The organism is Labilibaculum sp. K2S, assembly GCF_030372765.1.
Taxonomy (GTDB): domain Bacteria; phylum Bacteroidota; class Bacteroidia; order Bacteroidales; family Marinifilaceae; genus Labilibaculum.
In genome coordinates this window covers 230,931-254,957 of sequence record NZ_JAUCMW010000003.1, presented here as the reverse complement: position 1 = coordinate 254,957, position 24,027 = coordinate 230,931, and the positions used below count along the sequence as shown (strand labels likewise).

The window sequence follows — 24,027 nt, the reverse complement described above, 5'->3', positions numbered from 1 at the left end:
CGGATAAATTCTAAGTTAACATTTTAACAAAGACCTTTGATGAAATCAACATTATAAAATGAAAAACTACTTTCTCCTTTTTATATTTTTTCTTTTCTGTAATAGTACATTTGCCCAGGAAAAAAACAATAAGGACATATTCACTACTACTATTCGATATCATTACGGAGTGGTTATGCCTCATCATAAATCCATTAGCTATTTAATAAATGATCAAATTTCTGCCATAGAATTAAATATGGGTTACATTCCATCGAATGAAAAGAACTGGGCCAAGTTGTACAAACAACCGGAAATTGGCCTTGGTCTTTATCACGGCAGTTTGGGTAACGATAAGGTTTTAGGCAATGTTACCGCCATTTTCCCTTACATTAACTTCCCCCTATCACGAGGGAATAAATGGGAAGTGAACACACAATTGGGAATTGGGCTTGGGTATACAAAAAAACACTTCGACCCGGTTGAGAATTACACGAACTTAGCATTAGGAACAAAATACAATGCTTTTTTTAAACTGATGGCAAATGGAGCTTATGCTTTTTGCTCCAATTGGAATGTTAATGCCGGTGTCGGATTCAATCATTTATCAAATGGCTCTTTCAGTTCGCCAAACAAAGGACTGAATTTATTGACAGGAAGCCTCGGACTAACCTATTTTTGGAATGGAAAAAGCCGGAAATCATTTACATCGGTGCCAAGAGAAGAGAAATTGTCCAATGAATTTTTATTGATTTGGGGAAATGGAATAAAACAAACTTCGGAGAAAGACCATCATAAATACTACACCTCCAGTTTAACAGGAAACTATTCAATAGGAATTAATTCAAAACAAAAAATAGGATTTGGAATTGATTTATTTTACAATAAAGCAGCCAATAGAGGAAAATGGGATTTTGAGCCTGAAACGAGCTTTAAAAATCGTTTTAGTCAAGCCATTTTTATTTCTCATGATCTTGTTCTAGAGAAATTTAGTATCATTGCCAATATCGGCGCTTACACCTATTACAGAACTGAGCCTGAGAAACCTGTTTATACGAGACTTGGCATTCGCTACAGACTTAACACACATTTAATAACCAGTTTGAGTTTAAAAGCACATATGGGAAAAGCCGATTATATAGAATGGGGAATTGGATATCGAATCAAAAAAAATAAAAGTGAAAAATAAGATTTACATATTCGTTTTATTACTACTCACACTAACATCTTGTGAAACTCTAAATCCTTTTGAGAATGATGGAGAGTACATGGAAAAAAGAATCGATCTGCCTGATATTTCCAGTATTAAAAATCTCAATACATTCAAAATAACATTAGTAAAAGATGATGAAGAATTTCTTCTGTTAAAAGGCGGTGAGAACATCATATCAAAAGTATCTGTTATTATAAATGATCAAAACCTTACTATTGATCACTCTCATAAAAACAAGCTGAAAAATTTCAATTTAATCGAAGCTGAGATTCATTTAAAAGAATTCAAACTAATTACTGCAGATGCTCCGGCTTATTATACAAGTAAAGGAGTATTAAGCGGAAATCGAATGGATATTGATATCACCTCAGAAAGTGAATTGGTCGAAATGAAACTTGATTTAGAATACAACACTCTTGATTTTCACACTTATGGTAGTGCTGCTGGTGGTTATGAATTTACTGGTGTATGTCCATCTGTAAATTACATTTTAAATGGCATCATCAACATTAAGGCATCAGAATTACAAAGCGAGAAAATAAATTTAGCACAAAATGGAATTGGAGAAGCTCATGTTTGGGCCGAAAACGAACTAAAAGTAACCATCTACAGTAGCGGAAACATGTATTACAAAGGAAATCCTGTTGTTACCATCAATCGGATACAAGTAAACAACCAAAGCCCGACAGCAAAAGTATTACCAGAATAAACACTAAAAAAAACCTACTTCTGCAAATCTTCATAAATCATTTTAGCAAAACGGGCAGATGCTCCTGCTCCACCTAATTTTTCGTTTAACAACTGATAATTGTAAAGCATTTGAATACGGTACTCTTTATCGAAAAGAATTTGATTTAGTTCTTGGGTAATCATCTCTTTATTGCAGGTGTGTTGAATTAGTTCCTTTACAATCAACTGATCCATAATTAAATTAACGAGCGAAATGTACTTCACCTTTAAAAGCCGTTTCCCTATTGTAAACAACAACTTCCCTCCTCCAGTTAAATAACAGACTACCTGAGGAATACGAAGCAATGCCGTTTCCAGAGTTGCAGTGCCCGAAGTAACAACAGCAGCTTTCGCTTGCTGCAGTAAATCATAGGTTTGCCCATAAACAAATTGCACATTTTGATCGCCTACCACAGAAGCATAAAATTCCGCATCAATTGATGGAGCTGCGGCAACTACAAACTGATGATCAGGAAAAGAATCTACACATTCCAACATTACAGGCAACACCCGCTCAATTTCCTGCTTACGCGATCCGGCAAGTAAAGCAATGATTGGTTTTTCACTCAGTTTGTTTCTTTTAATAAAATCAGGGAAACCTTCCTCTTTATTCGGACGATTCTCAATGGCGTCTAAAAGAGGATTTCCACCAAAACTTACCTCAAAGTTGTGTTTCTGATAAAATTCAGTCTCGAAAGGAAAAATGGTAAACATCCGATCTACATAGGCTTTAATCTTCTTCACCCGGGACTCTTTCCAAGCCCAGATTTTAGGCGAAATGTAGTAATGAACACGAATCCCATGCTTTTTGGCAAATTTTGCCATACGCAAATTAAATCCTGGGTAATCAACCAAAATCAAAACATCTGGATTAAATTTCAGCAAATCTTTTTCACAAAGAGAAAAATTAGCTTTTATCTTGCCCAAATTCTTCACCACAGTCAAAAAACCCATAAAAGCAGTTTCGCGATAATGCTTCACCAATTCACCTCCTTGTGCAAGCATTAAATCACCTCCCCAAAATCGAAATTCAGATTCCGGATCCTGAATTTTCAATTCTTTCATTAAATTCGATGCGTGAAGGTCTCCTGATGCTTCCCCTGTGATGATATAGTATTTCATTTTTTTCAGCAATTAGTACAGAGTAAATAGTACTTAGATAAAGTACATACTAAAAAGATCATTTTATTCATCTGTTTATAATTTTATTTTATGGTCAGATGGAACTTACCATGCTGGAATAATCATCTTCCTGTGTGTCAAAATCGTTTTGGCATGGACATTTCACAGTACTAAATATACCAGTTACTTATTGACTGGTTACTAATTACCTGAATCTACATTCCAAAACGGAAAACCATGATTGCCAGAGAATATAATATTGTTGCCAACAGCACTCCTCTTGCAGCTTTCAACAAATCTGTTTTTATAAAAAGGAAAAAGAAAACAATGTTCCCAAAATACACTCCAAGAGCCATTACCTTTGTATAAATTTTATGAACCAACAAGCTATCGATAAACGTTTCCAAGCTCATCTCGGCTTTGAATCTGACAGCAAAGACAAGAAAAATTGAAAGAATAGGAACCAAAATCCCAATAATCAATCCCAAAGTGGTTGAATTAATCCTGGACTTCATAATTCCATTTTTTTAAATCCTCTAATAAAGCGTGTGCTGTCATATCTATTTGAGTAGGAACCACAGATGCGAATCCATTTTTAATGGCCCACTCATCGGTTTCCTCATTATGCGGTTCTGCGTTCTTAAAATGCCCGGTCAACCAGTAATAGTCTCCTCCAAAAGGATCTTGTCTGTGGTCAAATTCCTCATTCCACCTGCCGGCAGCCTGTCGACACACACGAATGCCTTTGATCTCGTCTTTAGGGAAATTCACATTCAAACAAACACCGGTTGATAACCCATTTTGCAACAAATTAGCAAATATTTTACGGCCATACTTTACTGATTGTGTAAAATCAGCATCAGCATCAAATACATTCAATGAAAATCCGATGGATGGAATTCCATTGATGCAACCTTCGATGGCAGCGCCCATTGTGCCGGAATATAAAACACTTACCGATGTATTTGCACCATGATTAATCCCGGAAACCAGAAAATCAGGTATTCTTGGCAAAATCTTATTCAATGCGAGCTTAACACAATCAACAGGAGTTCCTTTACAACTATAAATATGAAGATTCTCCTCATCCCGAACTTTTTTAATTCGAATAGGAACCTCAACAGTTATGGAATTCGATTTGCCGGAATTTGTTCGGTTTGGCGCTACCACATAAATATCTCCAAAATCTTTAACCATAGCAACCAAAGCCTTTATCCCTTTAGCATTAAGGCCATCGTCATTCGTTACAAGTATGATTGGTTTCTCTTTCAGTTCGCTCATAGTTTTGTTTTGATAATTCTACAAATATATTCGAATTCGGGGCAATAATCAATTTCCTGGAACGATAAATCCATTTAACAACAAAGGAAACCCTAAGGATTTCACGAAGGAACACAAAGGAGATCTCTTAATGTCTTTCTGTTCCTTCGTTCATTACTTTGAGAATAATGAGTAAAACGAATGCCTTCGTGCTTAATTCATTTTCTAAAAACTTACCAATTTTAAGCCTCTATCCTACTTGTTACTTGAAGGTAAAATTTCTACTTTTGTAAGCTTGTAGAATAAGGTGAAGTAAATGCATCACTTTATCCATAATTTTGAAAACTATCTGATAAAATACACATACAATGAAGGTATCGTACAAATGGCTTAAAGATTACATTGATATTGATCTTACGCCTGCTGAAATGGATGACATTCTAACTCAAATTGGTTTGGAAGTTGGTGGAATCGAAAAAATCCAATCCATTAAAGGTGGCTTGGAAGGTTTGGTTATTGGTGAAGTGAAAACTTGTATTCCCCATCCAAATTCGGATCATTTGAGCATAACAAGTGTTGATGTAAATGGCGAAGAATTATTACCAATTGTTTGTGGTGCATCCAACGTGGCCGCCGGACAAAAAGTGGTGGTAGCTACTGTTGGTACTGTTTTGTACGATGGAGACGAAAGCTTTACCATTAAAAAATCGAAAATTAGAGGCGAGGTTTCATTGGGGATGATTTGTGCCGAAGATGAAATTGGTGTTGGTACCGGTCACGAGGGAATTATGGTTCTTCCTGCCGAAGCTGTTGCAGGAACTCCTGCTGCAAAATACTTCAATATTGAAGACGATATTGCCATAGAAATTGACTTGACTCCTAATCGTATTGATGGTGCATCACACATTGGTGTTGCCAGAGATTTGGCGGCTTACTTAAAACAACAAAAAGCTATAGAATATAAAATGCCTTCGGTTGAAGCTTTTACAATTGAAAACAACAGTACTCCAATTGAGGTTGTTGTTGAAAACCCCGAAGCTTGTCACCGTTACTCGGGTGTTTGTGTAAGTGGTATTACCATAGCAGAATCGCCGGAATGGCTGCAAAACCGTTTGAAGGCAATTGGCTTAAAGCCGATTAACAACGTAGTGGATATCACCAACTTCGTATTGTTTGAAACCGGTCAGCCATTGCATGCTTTCGACTACTCGAAAATAGCAGGCAATAAAGTAATTGTAAAAACACTTGCCGGTGGCGCTCAATTCATAACTCTTGACGAAACAAAAAGGGAATTGAACGAAAACGATCTGATGATTTGTAACGCTGAAGAACCAATGTGTATTGCAGGTGTATTCGGAGGATTAGAATCAGGTGTTAGTGCATCAACTACTTCTGTATTTCTTGAAAGTGCTTATTTCGATTCAGTATCTGTTCGTAAAACGGCTCGTCGCCATGGTTTAAATACCGATGCATCTTTCCGTTTTGAGCGTGGAACTGATCCTAACAATACCATTTATGCGATGAAACGTGCAGCTCTTTTAATTAAGGAGATTGCAGGTGGAAGCATTTCATCCGAAGTGATTGATATTTATCCGAACCCGGTTGCCGATTTTAAAGTTGAGGTAAGCGTTGATCGTATCGAGCGCTTAATCGGTAAGGAAATTGGTAAGGAAACTATCAAAAACATTTTAACAGCTCTTGAAATCGGTATCGAAAAAGAAGATGGTGATACATTGAACCTGTTGGTTCCTCCGTACCGTGTGGATGTAAAACGTGAAGCCGATATTGTGGAAGAAGTATTGCGTATTTATGGTTTCAACAATGTTGAAGTTCCCGGTAAGGTAAATGCATCATTAAGCTATGCTCCAAAACCAGACGAGCACAAACTAAGAAATACCATTGCAGATCTGTTATCGTATTCTGGTTTCAACGAAATCATGAACAATTCGCTGACCAAAGCCTCTTACTACGAAGGATTGGAAAGCTTGAAGATAGAGAATACCGTTCGTATTTTCAACCCACTTAGCTCCGATTTAAATGCAATGCGTCAGAGTCTCCTTTTTGGTGGACTGGAATGTATTGCTTACAATATCAACCGCAGAAATATGGATTTAAAATTCTATGAGTTTGGTAAATCGTACCAGCACTTTAAGAATGAAGAAAACGAGAATCCGGTTGACAACTATTTCGAAAAAGAACACCTGAGTGTTTTCATGTGTGGTAACAAAACTGCTGCAAACTGGAATTTAAAAGAAGAACCTGCAAACTTCTTCCACATAAAGGCATTTACTGAAAATGTACTGAAACGTTTGGGATTTCAAATCGATAAGTTAAGAATTAACGAAAACGAAAACGACCAGTTTACCGAAGGTTTAAGCTACGGCGTTAAAAAAAAGGTATTGGTTGAAGTTGGAATGGTAAGCGGTAAAATTTTAAAAGCAATGGACATTGATGTTCCTGTTTACTATGCTGATTTCGATTGGGAAACCTTAATTGGAGAAGCTACTAAAAACAAAGTTGCTTACACCGAGATTCCTAAATACCCTGCTGTTAAAAGAGATTTGGCTTTACTGATTGACAAGGCAACCAGCTTTGCTGAAATTAAAACCATCGCTTTCAACTGTGAAAAGAGCATGCTGAAATCTGTTTCTCTGTTTGATATTTACGAAGGTGAAAAACTGGGTGCAGATAAAAAATCATACGCAGTAAGTTTCATTCTTCAGGACACTGAAAAAACATTGGAAGACAAGCAAATTGATAAGATTATGCAGAAACTGATTAAGAGCTACGAAAAACAATTGGGAGCTCAGATTAGATAAGCTACAAATAATTCTATAGAGCCGGTTTCCTTTAGGGAGCCGGCTTTTTTTTATTCCCAAAATAAATAATAATCCTGAATCATTCTTATTCCTATGATAAATCCCGCGACAATTGAAAAACCTACTTTAACATTTGCTTAACTATTTACATTTAATACCTGCAGGTATTTTTATTACTTTGCACTCCGAATATTAATAAAAATACCAGAAGATGTCAATAGTGTGTTTTGGAGAATATGTAGATGGAATTGGCTACAAGGTTTTAAACGAAAGAGAAGTTCGTGCGACTGCAGGCTTGTTGTTCTTTATGATTTTAGTAACCTTAATTGCAGCCGTATTTTTCAAAAATTACGCTCCTATTCCTTATGTTTCAGGATTTATCGTACTCAACTTTGGCATTAGTGTTTTTATCAATCCCAAATATGCTCCAGCCAATGCCCTTGCCCGTTTAATCGTTATTAAACAAGAGCCTATATACATTGGTGCCGTGCAAAAAAGATTCGCCTGGAGTTTAGGTTTAATTCTTTCAGCTATCGTATTCTTTCTATCGATTCCTTTACAAAGTGATCCGGCTATTTTTGAATCGGTGTGTATGCTTTGCCTAATTTGCTCGCTACTCATGTTTATCGAGACAGCATTTGGCATTTGCGTTGGTTGTCAGCTTTATTTCTTGGCAATTAAATTAAAATTGATGAAACAACCAGAAGTAAAACCGAACTGTATGGGCAATTCATGCGAAATACAGACTGCAGAAATAAATACAAATTAACGATGACAAAAAGCCGGTTTCCTTTTAGGGGAAACCGGCTTTGTCTATTGTGAGAAAATTTACTTTAATTAAATTTTAGCAAGATCGAGACCGAAAAGTAAAACAGAACCACTTAGCTCGCATCTTTTTCAACCATGATATCACAGAATAAAAACATTTTAAAAAGCTTATTTCTACATTAATTCTGCCTTACTCCTCTATTACTACTAATTATTTAGGGGCGTGTCCCTCAATTCTTCGGGTCAGGCTTTCCGTTGCAACTCCTCGTTCCAACCCACCAGGCCAACTCAAACTGCGGGGTTTTCACTTCAATCCTTCACGCAAATCCGTCTCAAAATTTAAGTTTGTGCAAAAAACACTCATAACAAGGCAAATATGATACGCATAGTGGTTCTATCAACCCAGTAGAAAGTAAGACTTGTAAGCATTTCAATAATTTTAACAAAACACTGGCAATAGAACATCAAAAGAAGAACAACAGACACAAGTATTACCCCTAATTTTCCACTCCGGTTCCCTCCTGCAAACACCAAAGCCCCAGAGTCTGATCACAAAAAAAATAATTTATTGGCACAAGCTTTTGTTTTTAACATATCTTTTCTAATTTCAGAATCCAAAATCTTTTATTTACCAAACCTGTTGATCATTAAACCCTGAAAAATTGTAATCAATGACAGATGTAACAGCGGCAAAAACAATTAAAGAATTAGTTCTTGAAATTCCTAAAAACAAGATTGTTTCACCTACTATTCCGGTAGATATTACCATTGGCGAAGCTGGAGTACTTCACCAAAATGCAATGGAAGACAAAAAAGAACTTTTGGCAAAAGGAGTAAGCGAAGATTCAATTAATGAGCTTACGGCAAGAGCTGCTTTTTTACAAGAACAACAATCAATATGGACTGCAGTTTATCAATCAGCTTTAACCAGCACCAAAGAATGGGAAGCAAAAATTACTGAAGCCAGCCAATTGCAAAGGGAATTAAAGTGCGATTTTAAATTTGCCTACAGAAACAATCCGGATATTCTAAAAAAACTGCAAAACATATTGAAAGGCAGTGGCCATATGAATTTAATTCAGGACATGAGCGACTACCCTGCCTTTGCCAAACAATATCCGGAACCTTTGGCCGCGATTCTATTTGATACAACTAAAATTGACCGCTCGAAACAACTGTCGCATGAGCTGCACGAACTGATGAACCGGGTTGATGGAGTAAAAAACAGCAAAAACAGACCCGAAAAGCAGCTCCGCGACAGAGCCTACACCTATCTGAAACAATTGGTTGACGAAATTCGTGCCTACGGAAAATATGCTTTCTGGAACAACAAAGAAAAACAGAAGAGATATTCGAGTGAGTATATAAGAAATAAAAACAAAAAAAACAGCAAGTTAAATGAAATGAAGAACTAGCTGAAAAGCTTGAATCTGTTCACCTATTTTGCATCAGAGGTGTAATTTATACATCCGAAACATATTTTCATGAATCAGGAGTCAATTTTAACCATCAGATAAACCAATTCAGGAATCAGGAGTATAAAAAAGTCCGATAGGCATTTAAAATTTACATCAGGAATACAAAAACCTCCAATAGGAATATGGATTCGACCAATGGGAATCCTTTTTAATAATCACTATATACAAAAAAGTACAATTACGAACATCTCAGGCAGAAATTTGGGATGTTTTTTTTAGTAGTAGAATAATCCTGCATGGATGTTAGGTATTATTCTTAAATTCGATTTTTATTTTTTAATAACCAACTATAAAGAATAAAACCCGACAGGCTAATTATAAAAGATGCAAATAAACCTGTCGGGTTGTAATGTTGAAATTCCTGTCAAATAAAATATTTCGCCCCGTTGGGGCTTCACTATATACTAATCATTTTTCATAGGGCGTTGCCCTATGCTGCGTTATTATCGCCCCCTTGGGGCTTACGTGCATATCACACAATACTCGTAGGGTTACAAACCCTGCGCTGTATTATTATCGCCCCTTTGGGGCTAACATATACATTGTTTCAATTAACAATGGAAACAAGCTCCAAAGGAGCGTAACACAATAACACAGGGTGCAGCCCTGTGATAACACAAAATAAAAAGGTAAGCCCCAAAGGGACGCAATAAATTACAATCAAAAACAACACTATGCCACAATCTTTAGTAAAAAACTATGTCCATATTTGTTTTAGTACGAAAGAAAGATTTCCATTTATTGATCATCAGATCAAACAGGAATTGTTTGCTTATTTAGGTGGTATTTGCAAAAAGTTGGAATCTCCTGCTATTGAGATTGGAGGTGTTGAAGATCATGTTCACATTCTATGCAAGCTCTCAAGAAAAATTGCATTGATGAAACTTATCGAAGAAGTAAAATCTCACTCTTCGAAATGGATAAAAACAAAAGGAGGTAAATATTCAAAATTTTACTGGCAAAATGGATATGGTGGTTTTTCAGTCAATCCCACAGATGTGGAAATTGTTCAACGCTACATTCAAAATCAAGAAAATCATCATAGAAACAAGACTTTTCAAGATGAATATCGAAGCCTTTTGAAAAAATACCATATCGAATTCGATGAATGCTATGTTTGGGATTAAATGAAATCCTCAAAATATTTCGCCCCGTTGGGGCTTCACTATATACTAATCATTTTTCATAGGGCGTTGCCCTATGCTACCATATTACCGCCCCTTTGGGGCTAACATATACATTGTATTCAATTAACAATGGAAACAAGCTCCAAAGGAGCGTAACACAATAACACAGGGTGCAGCCCTGTGATAACACAAAATAAAAAGGTAAGCCCCAAAGGGGCGCAATAAGTATTAAAATATATTCTCTTGAAAAAAATACTCCAAATTCTCCTTCTCATTCTTCTCCCTACTACTCTTGTTTTCTCACAGGAGTGGAAAAGTTTACATGCATACAAAAAAGAAACTGAAAATACTGTTTTACAAGATGGTTGCTGGTTAAAAAAAGACCGCAAAAAAAACACCGAAGTGTGGCAACAAGCCAACATCTACAATTTGGGTATCGACAAAGGGAATGAGAAATACAAAAGCATTCGCCAAATAAGAGATTTTTATACCTTTTTCAACAAAGTCTGTATAGAGAAAGGTCACGATATAAAATGGCTGGGAATTGCTTCGGTTGCCGCTAATCAACTGGCTAAAATGGAGAATGATTTTCTTCGTATTTTCATCATCCGCAATAAAGAATTGGTAACATTTGCACATGAAGGATCAGAAAAAGTATTTGCCTTTGCATTTCCTCAAATACGGGATGTTTATTTTTCCAATGAAATCATTAAAGGAAAAAAAGCATTAAAATGGGATGAGAAATATGGCAACATTGAACAATGTAAAATTCTTCAGCCTCTGTATCATCAGTTATCCGAAAAGGCCATTTGTAAACTTGAACGAATGGCTAAAGGGAAAGGGATATTTAGATTGGGGGTTCCGAAAAAACTTAGGTTCAAGGGAGACATCAGAAATTGTAAAGACCGCTATAAACACGGTAAGACCAAATTGATTCCCTATAGCAACAAGCATTCACTTTAAAGGGAAATAAAAAACAGACCCACCATATCAATATCGATTTTTTGTGTGAATATTTTGCCTTTTAAAAATTTCCCACTACCTTCGTTTCGTAGTTTTACGAAATACGAAACAAATGGAAGTAAAAGAGTTCTATTCCACTGAAGAAAAACAATTGGCTCGATTTGCCAAAGCCTTGTCGCATCCTGTGCGTATTTATATCTGCGATTTACTTTCGAAACAAACCTGTTGCTACAGCGGCGATTTGGCAGAGGAAGTTCCTATTGCCAGATCTACCCTATCTCAGCATTTAAAAGAACTAAAAAATGCAGGTTTAATTCAGGGCGAAATTACCGCTCCTAAAATTAAATACTGCCTAAACAAAGAAAATTGGGCTATGGCTCAAAAATTATTTAAAGAATTTTTCAAATAAATAACAAACACATAAAATGGAAATAAAAGTATTAGGCCCGGGTTGTAAAAAATGCGGCACTTTAGCCGAAGCAACAAAAAAAGCAGTAGAAGAACTTGCAATTGATGCAAACATCACGAAAGTGGATGATATGGTAAAGATTCTATCTTATGGTGTGATGTCAACTCCGGCTCTTGTTATCAACGAAAAAGTGGTAGTGAGCGGGAAAGTGCCTTCAGTATCTGAAATCAAAGAATTTATTCAAAACGCATAAATATTTATAAAATGAAAAATCTAGCATTCTACAGTCTACTGGCAATTGGTATTAGCTTTGCTTCTTGTCAATCGAATACAAAAAAAGAAACTGCAAAAGCAGAAACCAAAGTTGCCTGCACTAATGATTGCAGTAAATGTGAAAAATCAGTGGAAACCAAATTAAGCACGCAAAACGTTGAAAACGCAGGTATCTATTATTTTCATGGCGACAGAAAATGCAAAACATGTAAAGCTGTAGGCGAAAAGGCAAAGGAGATTGCAGAAAAAATGAATGCAAAATTCTTCGATATTAATTTGGATGAAGAAGGAAATGAGGCTGTGGCTAAAGAATTTCAGGCATCGGGCTCTTCCCTTTTCATTAAGCACAGCAAATCAGGTGAAATTGAAAACTTAACCAATTTTGCATTCCGCACTGCTATTAACGACACCAAAGCTTACATCGAAAAACTGGAATCCACCTTAAAAGCCGATATGTAATTTCCATTTCATTATTGACTTGATGAAAGAAATATTGATGACACACGGCAATATAAATTATGATGTAATTAAGATATATTGCCGTTATTATTTTCAGAAACAATTGCAAAATGGAATATTTAGATCAACTTTTAGCCCAAAGTAACTGGCCTTTTCTTTCAGCATTCCTGCTGGGCCTAATGACTGCAATTAGTCCATGTCCTTTAGCAACAAATATTACTGCAACTGCATACATCAGTAAGGATTTGGGGAACAGGAAAAAGATTTTTATCAGCGGACTTATTTACACACTTGGCAGAGCTGTTAGCTATACCGTTTTGGGTATCATTTTGTATTTTGGAGCCAGCAAATTCGACGTTTCATCCTTTTTCAATACCTATGGTGAACGATTATTAGGTCCTCTTTTAATTCTTGTTGGAATATTTATGCTCGATATAATTTCGATCAATTTTCCGGGAGTAGGAAGACTAACGAATAAAATTAATGGCGAAAAGATCAAAGGAAGCTACTGGGGAGCATTGCTCTTAGGTATTGTTTTTGCTCTTGCTTTTTGCCCGTATAGCGGTATTTTGTACTTCGGAATGTTAATTCCGCTGAGTATTTCGCAACCCGATGGATTGTTTCTCCCAATAGTTTATGCCATTGCAACTGGTCTTCCGGTTATAATCATTGCCTACCTGCTTGCATTCACTTTATCGGGTGTAGGTAGTTTTTACAATAAGGTTAAAAGCTTCGAGTATTGGTTTAGAAAAGTGGCTGCTGTCATTTTTATTCTATCCGGTCTCTATTTCACTTACATCTTTTTTATTGCTTAAAGGCTATCAATCATTATGATTAAATCAATACAAATCACAAATAGAAAGCAACTCCTTCTGGCTTTGCTTTTACTTCCCGTATGGTATTTGTTGTATGCCAATCTGCAAAATATATCCGATTTTTTAATCGATACCGTTTTTCAGATGCAAAAAGGCACGCACCTTACTGAAACCTTGCGCTTCTTTATTTTCGAAGTCCCTAAAGTTCTGCTGTTATTAGTCCTCATTATTTTTGGTGTAGGTATTATCAGGAGTTATTTCTCACCTGAAAAAACCCGAAATGCTTTGGCTGGAAAATCCACTTTCATGGGAAATATTCTGGCAGCACTACTCGGTGTTCTGACTCCCTTCTGTTCTTGTTCTGCAATTCCTTTATTTTTAGGATTTGTTGAAGCCGGTGTACCCTTAGGAGTTACTTTCAGTTTTTTGATTGCAGCTCCGATGGTAAATGAAATAGCACTCATTATGCTGGTTGGTTTATTTGGATGGAAAACTGCAATAATCTATACCTTAACAGGTTTACTCATTGCAATTTTTGCAGGTTACCTAATAGGTGTTTTAAAACTTGAAAAATATGTACAAGCCTGGGTTTTTGATGTGAAAACCGGACAAGCCGGCGAAGACGAAACTAAAATGTCCTTTTCCGGTAGAATTAAAGTTGGTTATGATACCGTAAAAGAAATTGTTGGCAAAATATGGTTCTACATTGTTATTGGTGTTGCAATTGGCGCTGCGGCACACGGTTACGTTCCTGAAGATTACATGGCTGCATTAATGGGAAAATCAGCATGGTACTCTGTCCCCTTATCAATCCTTATCGGGATTCCCATGTATTCAAATGCAGCAGGTATCATTCCAATTGTGAGCGTTTTAATCGAAAAAGGAGCTTCGCTGGGAACTTCACTTGCCTTTATGATGTCGGTAATCGGTTTGTCCTTACCCGAAATTATTATCCTTAAAAAGGTATTAAAAATGCCTTTAATATTGGCATTTGTTGGAATAGTAGCTGCAGGAATTCTTTGTGTCGGATTTATTTTTAATTTTATCTATTAAGGGATGAACAATTTGTCCTGCAACCCGTTTTAAGTATAATTCTATGCTACAGATCAAATCAGATCAAAATTATTCAAACCCTATCGTACTTTTCGATGGGGTTTGCAATTTATGCACTACTTCCGTTCAATTTTTACTTGCCTATAACAGAAAAGAAAATCTTCATTTTGCATCCCTTCAGTCTGATTTTGCCCAAGAATTACTTATTCAATACAAACTTACCAATGAAGAACTTAGCACCATTATATTCATCGAAAACGAGCGAATTTACACAAAAAGCACTGCTGTTTTAGAACTAACAAAACACTTAATTTATCCTTGGAGAGCATTGTACTTCTTTAAGTTCGTACCAAGAATGATTACCGATTGGGTATACAATCTAATTTCAAAAAACAGATACAATTGGTTTGGTAAAAAAAACCAATGTATGATTCCAAAACCTGAGTGGAAACATCGGTTTTCTGAATAATTAAAACTATTAAAGCATAAAAAAACCGGAATCCATAAGGACTCCGGCTATATATCTCAGCAAAAGAATTAGTCTCCAAATGCGATACCAACACCTTTAGCTGTTTTAACCAAATTAGCTTTAGGATTAACAAGATTTTGTTTTCCAATAGCTTCAGGAAGAGGAACTCCAACAACCTCAGGATGACGATACGCCACCATTTGACCGAATTTTCCTTCCAACACCATCTCGAATGCTTTAACACCAAATTGAGTTGCCAAAACACGATCGTAAGCCAAAGGAATACCCCCACGTTGCAAGTGACCCAATACAGTTGTACGAATATCAGCCTCAACACCTGCTTCTTTCAATTCAACTAACAAACGATCGGCAGCACCGCTTAATTTCAAGTTAGGATTACCTACTTCAGTACTTTGTGCAGCCAAAGCAACACCACCTATTGGCATAGCACCCTCAGCAACAACTATAATACCAAAACCTTTTCCTTTTAGGAAACGAGTATCTAACTTTTCCTTAATTTTTTTAATATCATAAGGAATCTCTGGAATCAAACAAGCTTCTGCACCACCGGCAATAGCCGCACTTAAAGCAATCCATCCCGCATCACGCCCCATAGCTTCCAAAATAAAAACACGGTTATGAGATGCTGCAGTAGTTTTTAACTTATCAACAGCTTCAGTACAAATCTGTACTGCAGTTTGGTAACCGAATGTAAAATCTGTTGCAGAAAGGTCATTATCAATGGTTTTAGGCACCCCAATAATGTTCAACCCTTTTTCGTAAAGAGCTTGTGAAATTTTCTGAGAACCATCACCACCAATACTAATTACAGCATCGATTCCCAAGTATTGTAATTTGCGAATCATTTCGTCTGAACGATCGGCAGAACCCCAAGAACCATCTTTATTTTTAACCGGCCAAGCAAATGGGCCACCCTTTGTGGTAGTTCCAATTATTGTACCACCTTGGTAGTGGATTCCTTTTACGGCAGCATCATCTAATATTTTTATCTCAGTTGGTTCTTTCAATATTCCATCAAACGACTGAATACTTCCTACTACTTCCCAATCTTTTTCCTGAGCTGCACGTTTCACAACGGCGCGAATTACAGCATTCAACCCTGGGCAATCACCACCACCGGTTGCAACTAATACTCTTTTCATAATTGTCAATTTAATATATTTCAATCAATTTGCTTGGCTAGCTCGGCTAAAGTAAAAATATTTTTTCAATCTCGAACAAACAATTTCACAATCAATGAATTGCAATCGATTTCGGGGGCATTTTTTATAATGAATTTGAATTATTAATTTTAAGCTAATCTATAAATTTAGAAATTGAAAGTCAGTTTTGGAAATTATACACTGAAAAACAATGATTTAAACTATCATCCGCTCCAACAATGGAAATTTTAATTGAAAAATCGGATCTGACCAAATTACTAGTTGATGCAATTGTAAATGCGGCTAATGAAAGCCTGCTTGGCGGAGGTGGTGTTGATGGAGCCATTCATCGAGCAGCAGGATCTGAATTGTTACAAGAATGTAAAAAATTAAATGGTTGTCTTACTGGTGAAGCAAAGGTGACCAAGGCTTACCATCTTCCGGCAAAGCATGTCATTCATACCGTTGGTCCAATTTGGAAAGGAGGAAATCACAATGAAAAACAGCTCCTCCAAAATTGCTACAAAAACAGCATCCGATTGGCTGAAAATCTAAATTTAGAAAGCATTGCATTTCCAAATATCAGCACAGGAGTTTATGGTTTCCCAAAAAAAGACGCCGCTGAGATAGCCATTAAAACAATTCAAGAAGAAGCGAAACAGCTAAAATCCATTCGCAAAATTATTTTTTGCATTTTCGATGATGAAAACCTTAACCTCTATCAAAATTTACTTTAAATAGATATATCTTCCTCTACAATTTCAGGATAAGTCCAGTATTTGTATTTGCCCCAATTCAGCATTTGGGTATGGCCTTCTTCCTCTAAAAAATTGATGACATTTTGAGATTTTAATGTTAAATCGCAATAAAAAATCAGTTTGGTTCCCAATGATATTTCGGAATATCTATTTTCAATTTCATCAAAAGGATAATTAACAGCAGTTGGAATGTGTCCCAATAGAAAATATTCTTCCTCCCGGGTATCTACTATCCAAATATTATCAACAGGACTTTGAGTTAAAGTAAATAGTTCTTCTACTTTGCTGTATTTTTTTAATTCACCCCCATCAACCGAGATATATCCGGTATAATCAGGAGTATGAATAAAATACCAATAAATTCCAAAACCTATCGCAACAACTGAAATAATTAGTAAAAGCATATCCATATAAATATCATTTTCTTAAAAAGTACCCATTAGTTTACAGCAAAGCAAAAAAAAATCTCCAATAAGGAGATTCTATGTGTTTTAGTAAAACACAATTAACGTTTCATTGTTGCTATAAATGTATTTTCATCCAAAAAGAAATCTAAAGCATCATTTATAGATGGAACAATTACATCCACATGATCAATCACATCTTTATGAATTCCTTCGCCTTGCAATGTAGCAATAGAAACAACCGACTGCACAAACAGCCCAATATCAATACGGGCATTACCAATTGCAGCAACCTTGTTACTTCCTAATGAAAGCAATATATCTTCTTTTTCTCTCGAGTTATTAGCTTCGTAATAGGTAATTCCCGTAGATTCAGACAATTCACGTGCGTTTCCTCTTTGATCAGAAGAAATCATCACAACATTTACTCCAAAGGACTGTAACCGCTGTATTCTTTCAATCACACCAGAAACAATTTCCCCCTTAACCGTTAATGTTCCATTCGAATCAACAACTAAAGTGTCAATTTCAATCCTTCCAACACCAGGTACTCTATAAATTAAACTCATCGATTTATACTTTAAATTTAGATCAGAAAAATAGTGTTTTTTATAGTAAGTTAAAAAGGTTTTAAAACATCTTTTATATTGATACAAAAAGACAATTGCAAATAATTACATACCTAAAACCGATAGCTGATTCCCACCTCAAGGTTTTCTCTAAACTGCACTTTTGAACCTGTATCATCATCTGATATCAAATGAGTTGATAATTTTGTAGATATGTATTGATTAATTGGCATTACCAGAATCATCTCCCAGTCCACATCAATATTTTTAGGTTTCATTGCGTAATTGGAATATAAGGTCAGTTTATTTTCAAGACTCATTTCATCCCAAAATACAAACTTGTGATAAACGTTAACATATGATCCGATTTCTTTTTTAACTTTTTTATCAGCATCTACTCCGTAGGCTGTTTGATCAATACTACTAGTATCTCTTACAATTGTATATTTGGCTGCTATTGGAGACAACAAGACTGACAAGTTTTTACTTGGTTTATAGTCCATACCAATCGATGCAATAATATAAGCAGGTGCAAAAAAATCAGATTTAAGCTTTCGGCTTTGTTCAGAAGGATAATCATATCCCTTTACTGCCTGAGTTTTTAAGTTGAATAATGCCGAATAATACCATTTTCTAACAGCCTTTTGACCATACTTCGTCTCAAATTCTATACGATCCTCATTTTTTCGAAACTCATTATCTCCCGACTTTAAAAGACCATACTTAACAGCTAATTTATTATCCCATGCTTGGTTCCCATTTTTGTAGTTTGCGAATGCACCTATGGTTGATATGGTAGCAATTGAACTTTCGCCTCCTCCGGCCCAACTATCACTTACATGACCTTGATTAAAAGAGAATCCAATAGTAGCGCCCAATTTCCATTTTTGAGAATAGCGTTTATACTTACCTAGTTTCGCTAAACTATACTGATCGCTTGAAATTTTCTCTTCCAGTTTCACTCGTGTCCCTCTCATTTTTGATTTCTGAACTGACTGCTGGTATACATCGTCATCAACAAGAATACGAACCGATCGATCTTTGGTATTCTGAACCCATATCCCGATAGAATCCCTTTTGTTTTTCTTCAACCAAAATCGTTTGAAATCCTGTTTCCCATTATTAATCCAGAATTTAATTGAATCGTTCTGATAATTTTTCACCCCTAAAAGAACCGAGTCTCTGCTGATTTCCCGGATCCACTGATGAACCGGATCATTTTCAACATACTCAAACAACTCCTCCATTGCATGAACCTTCCAAGCATCATCTGTATCCATCTCTTCAGGTTTTAGTAATTCCGGCTGGTAACTCAACACTTTCTCCAACTCCATTTGTTTTTTCACTTTTCGGAGTGCTTCTTCAGTCTTTCGTGTTTCAATGTATTTCTTAAGGTAGTAAACCATATCCCGAATACTATCATTTTTTACGTATTGCAATAAAGTATTTACTGCATCCTGCACAGAATCGGTCTGATGTTTCTTTTTTGAATAATTCATCTCCAATTCACGAACAATGAATCTAAAACCCACATTATCTATATGGTGCAAAGGATCAACAAGTAAGTTTAAAACAGTATCATTGGAACAATACTTGATTGAATCAGCCTTATTTTGCTTCAATCGATAAGCAGATTTATCCAATTTTATTTTGTCAGGAAAAACAAAATCCTTCTTAACATTTCGTTGTGAAAAAGAAATTAATGATTGAAGCAGAATCAGCAAAACACAAAAAACTCGAATCATAGGGCAATGATCTTTACTTCTTTAAATAGTTAAATGGCTAATGGAAAATCTTATTAATAAGAAAAATGCCAACTAAAAATATGGCACATGCAAATTTGTTGAAATTATTTCTTTATAAAAAGAATAATCCTGGTCATTTAGGTTAAAAAATGTGAGTTTTTGAAACTCTTACAAACAGATTTCAAAAACAAACGTTTGCATAAAATATCCTGTTCCTCTTTTTATTCAGCAGAATTTATTCTATTTTTGGCAGAAGTAGAAAATCAGAAACTATGGAAACAAAATATCAACTTCCAAAACTGACACACAAAGTCTACCTTAACATTAAAAACAGAGACGAGTTTCACTTCTAGATTCGCCTGAGGCATTCTGCCTCAAATTTTTACGTATACATTTACAAAAAGCGCATAATTGATATGGGAAAATTATATCCTATAGATAATTACACGGCTATATACCACAATAATATAAACAACGAAACATTATGAAATTACCATTCGCAGAATCATATAAAATCAAGATGGTTGAAACCATCAAGAGAAGTACTCGTGAAGAAAGGGAACAATGGCTTAAAGATGCTAATTACAACCTTTTTAATCTAAAAAGTGATCAGGTATTTATCGACTTGCTTACCGATTCCGGTACAGGTGCAATGAGTGATAAACAATGGTCGGCAATGATGTTGGGAGATGAGAGTTATGCTGGTGCACGCTCCTACTACAACATGAAAGAAGCTATAAAAAACATCATGGGATTCGATCATTTCTTACCTACTCACCAAGGCCGGGCTGCTGAAAATGTATTGTTCTCGGTATTGGTTAAAGAAGGCAATATTGTTCCGGGAAACTCACATTTTGACACAACAAAAGGACACATTGAATTTAGAAAAGCAAAAGCTGTTGACTGCACAATTGATGAAGCTTTTGATACAGTAATCGATCATCCTTTTAAAGGTAACCTTGATCTTGTTAAGCTTGAATCGGTTCTTTCTACTTATCCCAAAGAACAAGTACCAATGATTATTGTGACTGTTACCTGTAATACTTCGGGTGGTCAGCCTGTTTCCATGGCTAATATAAAAGCCGTTAAAGAATTGGCCGACAAATATGAAATTCCTGTGTGTTTCGATTCTGCGCGTTTTGCCGAAAACGCTTACTTCATTAAAACTCGTGAAGAAGGATATCAGAATAAAACAATTAAAGAGATTGTTAAAGAAATGTATACTTATGCTGATATGGCAACAATGAGTTCCAAAAAAGATGCAATTGTAAACATGGGCGGATTCATCGGGATGAAAGATGCAAATCTTTGGAAACAAGCATCTACCTACAATATCATGTTTGAAGGATATATTACCTACGGAGGTATGTCGGGACGTGATATGAATGCATTGGCGCAAGGCCTTGATGAAGGAACTGAATTTGAATATCTTGAAACCCGTATTAAGCAAGTAGAATATTTAGGTGGCAGACTAAAGGAATTTGGTGTTCCGTTCCAAAAGCCAATAGGAGGCCATGCAATTTTTGTTGACGCCAAAAAGATTTTAGCTCACATTCCTAAAGAAGAGTATCAGGCACAAACTTTAGGTTGTGAATTGTACTTAGAAGCAGGAATTCGTGGAGTTGAAATCGGTGCAATTTTAGCGGATAGAGATCCTGAAACCAGAAAAAACCGTTATCCTGCCTTAGAGTTGCTGCGTTTGGCAATACCTAGAAGAACCTATACCAACAACCATATGGATGTTGTTGCAGTAGCGCTGAAAAATGTTTATGATCGAAGGAATGAAATTAAACATGGGTTTAAAATTATTGACGAAGCTCCAATTATGAGACATTTCACTGTTCAACTTCAAAAAATTGACTAATAAAAACATCAGATAATAAAGCTTCCTTAGGGGAGCTTTTTTTTGATCTAAATAAAGAATTCTATCCTTAATGATTTTTTATTTTTTCGGGACTTTAAAATTGCGTATTTTTAATTATGCATTAGAATCAGCAGATTATCAGACAATAAAAGAAAAACCATAAATATTTAAATAGAGAAAAAAAGAAGCAAACCCTAATCTCCAAACCTATGACTACAATTGATTTAAAATTAACTCTTCAATTAAAAGAGAATGAATTTTTTAAGGTAGGCGAGCACATTTTTACAAAAAATGAAAATCTTAAACCGCTTGAAGATCAATTACATTTTTGTGGTTCATGTGCTATCGAAGTATTCAAAGAGTACGAAAATTTTCTAACCATGGAAATCATGGATCGCTGGTCAAAATTGACTAAGGCCCTAAATCAATCAACCTCTTGTTGTGCTGTTTGGGATGATCGAAAAATTATAAAAGAATTGGTTGACAACAATGAGCATTCTGTTTCCTGGTATGTTAAAAACTGCAGAATTTGTTAGCAACGGAAATAAAATTATCCTGAGGCTGTCTCAGACACAAACCATTTTTTTGATTCAATATAGAGAAACATCAGTATATCAAAGAATCGACCCTCCCTATTTTGAGTCAGCCTCTACTATATAATGCAATAATACACGGCAATAAAGTGAGAAATGCTACCTGCAAAAACAAATAAATGCCATATAAAATGATTGAATGGCAACTTTCTCCACATGTAAAAAACCACACCCAACATATAAAAGATACCACCTGCAATTATCCACTGCAAACACAAAGCAGGCAGAGATGAACTAAATGCAGAGAAATTAAAAAACAGAATCCAGCCCATAAATATGTATAACATAAGAGAGATCCAACGATATCTGCCTAATAAAAATATTTTATAAAATATTCCAACAACTACCAATCCCCACAAAATCATCAAATAGAGTCTGCCAACCTGATTATTCAAATAAATAACAAGAAACGGTGTATAAGTTCCTGCAATCATGAAGAAAATGCTGATATGATCGAACTTTCTAAATAATTTACGATTTGGACTTCCGACCATATAATGGTAAACAGTTGATGAAGCATAGAGTAAATTAAATGCGATAACAAAGAGCATGCATGCTGCAAATCCATAAATATTCTGCGTTTCGTAGGCTATACCTAGCAACCACACGCCTGCCGGAATACCAAACATCAAGCCAAGTCCATGAGAAAGCCAGTTTGCAAATTCATGAATTGCGTCCTTATCAGATGAGAATCTTTTCTTCTCCTCTTTGGACCAACTTACAAGCAACAAAATCCATTTCATCTGTTTATATTTTTTATTTTATGGTCAGATGGAACTTACCATGAACCAATAATCATCCCCCTGTGTGTAACACTTTTTACATGGTCGTTTCATAGTATCCAGTTTAAATACCTGATTCTTACATCCTTTTGGAAGGGAAATCAAATTTCAGGAAAAGATTCGACGCCACAAAATTAATAATACCTCAATTTACAATCATTTAAAATAGAATGAAAAGTGCTGTATTGATTGAAGTTTCGGATAATAAACACCTTTAGTCCAAAAAATTTAAACAGAAAACAATTCCCATAACACAGTCTATCTATTTTCATATTTATATATTAGGAGTTATAAACATCTTAATAACTACAAACTAATATTACTATGAAGAAAATAATCCTAATTCTGATTTGCTTTGCCTGGGTCCAGATTAGCAATGCTCAAGAAAATAAAATGTCTCCTTTCTTTAAAGTCGGAACATCACAAACGGATATCAGTTCACTGATTTCAAGCATAAAACAAAATCTTGAAACAAATCAATTTTCAATAATAGGAGAATACCAGCCTGAAGCCAGCCAAGAACTCTACGTAATTTGTTTCACGCGAAATGATCTTAGTGAATTATGCCTAAAATCAGCAGACAGAGGTGCTTTGGCCAGTGTGCTTAAAATAGGTTTGGTTAAAAAAGGAGAAAGCACTATAGTAAGTATGCTTAACCCAGACTATGTTTTTTGCGCCTATTTAAGTAACTACGAAACCGACAAATCTTTGCTTTCAAAGATCACCTCTGATGTAAAAAAATCCTTATCCGCAATAGGTGATAAATTCGCTCCATTTGGCGGGGAAATAAAAGAAAGCTCACTAAAAAAGTATCATTACAAAATGATGATGCCATATTTTAGTGATCCTGTGGATTTAAATGAGTTTGAATCATTCGAAGCAGGACTAACAACTATCCGTAAAAATTTAAAAACAAAAAAAGGAAATACCAGTTTAGTTTACGAACAAGTATTTGAAGACAAAAACATAGCCGTATTTGGAATTGGTTTATTAGACTCAGAAGATGGGGAAAAACAATTTCTTCCAATAATTGGAGAAGATCATATTGCGGCCATGCCTTATGAGATTATTTTGGAAGGAAAAGAGGCAAGTATGCTACATGGTAAATATCGTTTTGCCTTGTATTGGCCAGAACTAACTATGGGAACATTTATGAGAATAATGAGCACCCCTGGAGATGTAGAAGATTTTATGAAAGCAATAACTGAGTAAA

Annotated in this window: 25 protein-coding genes; 17 read left to right on the top strand and 8 right to left on the bottom strand. The window is 35.5% G+C overall.

What is annotated here, in order from left to right:
* Positions 1-58: 58 nt before the first annotated feature.
* Both QUH73_RS06775 and QUH73_RS06770 read left to right on the top strand, forming a co-directional pair.
* The gene (locus tag QUH73_RS06775; protein WP_289529680.1) at positions 59-1,168 is read left to right on the top strand and encodes an acyloxyacyl hydrolase; all 1,110 of its coding nucleotides are present in this window, start codon (positions 59-61) and stop codon (positions 1,166-1,168) included.
* Entirely contained in the window at positions 1,158-1,901 is a 744-nt protein-coding gene (locus tag QUH73_RS06770) for a GIN domain-containing protein (RefSeq protein WP_289529679.1), read from the top strand. Before QUH73_RS06775 ends, QUH73_RS06770 begins: the two co-directional genes overlap by 11 nt.
* 14 nt (positions 1,902-1,915) lie before the next feature.
* On the opposite strand, the gene lpxB is transcribed toward QUH73_RS06770, so the two are convergent.
* The 3 genes from lpxB to surE form a co-directional block, all read right to left on the bottom strand.
* A complete protein-coding gene (lpxB, locus tag QUH73_RS06765) occupies positions 1,916-3,043 on the bottom strand; it encodes a lipid-A-disaccharide synthase (RefSeq protein ID WP_289529678.1) in 1,128 nt (375 codons plus the stop codon).
* Positions 3,044-3,258: 215 nt separating this feature from the next.
* Positions 3,259-3,558, bottom strand: coding sequence for a hypothetical protein (locus tag QUH73_RS06760; protein WP_289529677.1), 300 nt, complete (start codon positions 3,556-3,558; stop codon positions 3,259-3,261).
* A complete protein-coding gene (gene surE / locus QUH73_RS06755; RefSeq protein WP_289529676.1) occupies positions 3,542-4,324 on the bottom strand; it encodes a 5'/3'-nucleotidase SurE in 783 nt (260 codons plus the stop codon). Before surE ends, QUH73_RS06760 begins: the two co-directional genes overlap by 17 nt.
* 347 nt (positions 4,325-4,671) lie before the next feature.
* Between surE and pheT the strand changes: the two genes are divergently transcribed.
* The 11 genes from pheT (at position 4,672) to QUH73_RS06700 (ending at position 14,936) form a co-directional block, all read left to right on the top strand.
* The gene (pheT, locus tag QUH73_RS06750; protein ID WP_289529675.1) at positions 4,672-7,122 is read left to right on the top strand and encodes a phenylalanine--tRNA ligase subunit beta; all 2,451 of its coding nucleotides are present in this window, start codon (positions 4,672-4,674) and stop codon (positions 7,120-7,122) included.
* Positions 7,123-7,333: 211 nt separating this feature from the next.
* Positions 7,334-7,891, top strand: a complete 558-nt coding sequence (locus QUH73_RS06745) for a DUF4395 domain-containing protein (protein ID WP_289529674.1) — start codon at positions 7,334-7,336, stop codon at positions 7,889-7,891.
* A gap of 670 nt (positions 7,892-8,561) precedes the next feature.
* Entirely contained in the window at positions 8,562-9,305 is a 744-nt protein-coding gene (locus tag QUH73_RS06740) for a hypothetical protein (protein WP_289529673.1), read from the top strand.
* A gap of 737 nt (positions 9,306-10,042) precedes the next feature.
* Entirely contained in the window at positions 10,043-10,495 is a 453-nt protein-coding gene (tnpA, locus tag QUH73_RS06735) for an IS200/IS605 family transposase (protein WP_289529672.1), read from the top strand.
* Between the two features lie 243 nt (positions 10,496-10,738).
* Positions 10,739-11,458 (top strand): hypothetical protein, encoded by a 720-nt coding sequence (locus QUH73_RS06730; RefSeq protein WP_289529671.1) that lies wholly within the window; start codon positions 10,739-10,741, stop codon positions 11,456-11,458.
* A 112-nt stretch (positions 11,459-11,570) separates the two neighbouring features.
* The gene (locus tag QUH73_RS06725) at positions 11,571-11,867 is read left to right on the top strand and encodes an ArsR/SmtB family transcription factor (protein ID WP_289529670.1); all 297 of its coding nucleotides are present in this window, start codon (positions 11,571-11,573) and stop codon (positions 11,865-11,867) included.
* Positions 11,868-11,883: 16 nt separating this feature from the next.
* Positions 11,884-12,120 (top strand): thioredoxin family protein, encoded by a 237-nt coding sequence (locus tag QUH73_RS06720; RefSeq protein ID WP_289529669.1) that lies wholly within the window; start codon positions 11,884-11,886, stop codon positions 12,118-12,120.
* 11 nt (positions 12,121-12,131) lie between these two features.
* Positions 12,132-12,599: a nitrophenyl compound nitroreductase subunit ArsF family protein gene (locus tag QUH73_RS06715; RefSeq protein ID WP_289529668.1), complete on the top strand. Its 468-nt coding sequence runs from the start codon at positions 12,132-12,134 to the stop codon at positions 12,597-12,599.
* A gap of 110 nt (positions 12,600-12,709) precedes the next feature.
* Positions 12,710-13,414 carry an aromatic aminobenezylarsenical efflux permease ArsG family transporter gene (locus QUH73_RS06710; protein WP_289529667.1) on the top strand — a complete coding sequence of 235 codons (705 nt, stop codon included), beginning with the start codon at positions 12,710-12,712 and terminating at the stop codon, positions 13,412-13,414.
* A 15-nt stretch (positions 13,415-13,429) separates the two neighbouring features.
* Positions 13,430-14,467, top strand: coding sequence for a permease (locus QUH73_RS06705; RefSeq protein WP_289529666.1), 1,038 nt, complete (start codon positions 13,430-13,432; stop codon positions 14,465-14,467).
* 43 nt (positions 14,468-14,510) lie between these two features.
* Positions 14,511-14,936: a thiol-disulfide oxidoreductase DCC family protein gene (locus QUH73_RS06700; RefSeq protein ID WP_289529665.1), complete on the top strand. Its 426-nt coding sequence runs from the start codon at positions 14,511-14,513 to the stop codon at positions 14,934-14,936.
* A gap of 68 nt (positions 14,937-15,004) precedes the next feature.
* Here the strand turns inward: QUH73_RS06700 and QUH73_RS06695 are convergent, their stop codons facing one another.
* Entirely contained in the window at positions 15,005-16,099 is a 1,095-nt protein-coding gene (locus QUH73_RS06695; RefSeq protein ID WP_289529664.1) for a 6-phosphofructokinase, read from the bottom strand.
* Positions 16,100-16,338: 239 nt separating this feature from the next.
* Between QUH73_RS06695 and QUH73_RS06690 the strand changes: the two genes are divergently transcribed.
* A complete protein-coding gene (locus tag QUH73_RS06690) occupies positions 16,339-16,836 on the top strand; it encodes an O-acetyl-ADP-ribose deacetylase (RefSeq protein WP_289529663.1) in 498 nt (165 codons plus the stop codon).
* Here QUH73_RS06690 and QUH73_RS06685 read toward each other — a convergent pair.
* The 3 genes from QUH73_RS06685 to QUH73_RS06675 all read right to left on the bottom strand — a co-directional run bounded on the left by QUH73_RS06685 (position 16,833) and on the right by QUH73_RS06675 (position 19,575).
* Positions 16,833-17,267 carry a rhodanese-like domain-containing protein gene (locus QUH73_RS06685; protein ID WP_289529662.1) on the bottom strand — a complete coding sequence of 145 codons (435 nt, stop codon included), beginning with the start codon at positions 17,265-17,267 and terminating at the stop codon, positions 16,833-16,835. The genes QUH73_RS06690 and QUH73_RS06685 overlap by 4 nt on opposite strands.
* A 95-nt stretch (positions 17,268-17,362) precedes the next feature.
* On the bottom strand, positions 17,363-17,830 hold the full coding sequence (locus QUH73_RS06680) for a hypothetical protein (protein ID WP_289529661.1): 468 nt from the start codon (positions 17,828-17,830) through the stop codon (positions 17,363-17,365).
* A 113-nt stretch (positions 17,831-17,943) separates the two neighbouring features.
* Positions 17,944-19,575, bottom strand: coding sequence for a DUF3078 domain-containing protein (locus QUH73_RS06675; RefSeq protein ID WP_289529660.1), 1,632 nt, complete (start codon positions 19,573-19,575; stop codon positions 17,944-17,946).
* A 484-nt stretch (positions 19,576-20,059) separates the two neighbouring features.
* Between QUH73_RS06675 and QUH73_RS06670 the strand changes: the two genes are divergently transcribed.
* Together QUH73_RS06670 and QUH73_RS06665 are read left to right on the top strand one after the other, a co-directional pair.
* Complete coding sequence (locus QUH73_RS06670) at positions 20,060-21,439, top strand: tryptophanase (RefSeq protein WP_289529659.1); 1,380 nt, start codon at positions 20,060-20,062, stop codon at positions 21,437-21,439.
* Positions 21,440-21,648: 209 nt separating this feature from the next.
* On the top strand, positions 21,649-21,975 hold the full coding sequence (locus tag QUH73_RS06665) for a hypothetical protein (protein WP_289529658.1): 327 nt from the start codon (positions 21,649-21,651) through the stop codon (positions 21,973-21,975).
* Between the two features lie 116 nt (positions 21,976-22,091).
* Here QUH73_RS06665 and trhA read toward each other — a convergent pair whose 3' ends face one another.
* Positions 22,092-22,775, bottom strand: coding sequence for a PAQR family membrane homeostasis protein TrhA (gene trhA / locus QUH73_RS06660; RefSeq protein ID WP_289529657.1), 684 nt, complete (start codon positions 22,773-22,775; stop codon positions 22,092-22,094).
* Positions 22,776-23,138: 363 nt separating this feature from the next.
* Between trhA and QUH73_RS06655 the strand changes: the two genes are divergently transcribed.
* Complete coding sequence (locus QUH73_RS06655; RefSeq protein WP_289529656.1) at positions 23,139-24,026, top strand: hypothetical protein; 888 nt, start codon at positions 23,139-23,141, stop codon at positions 24,024-24,026.
* The last annotated feature ends 1 nt before the right edge of the window (position 24,027 follow it).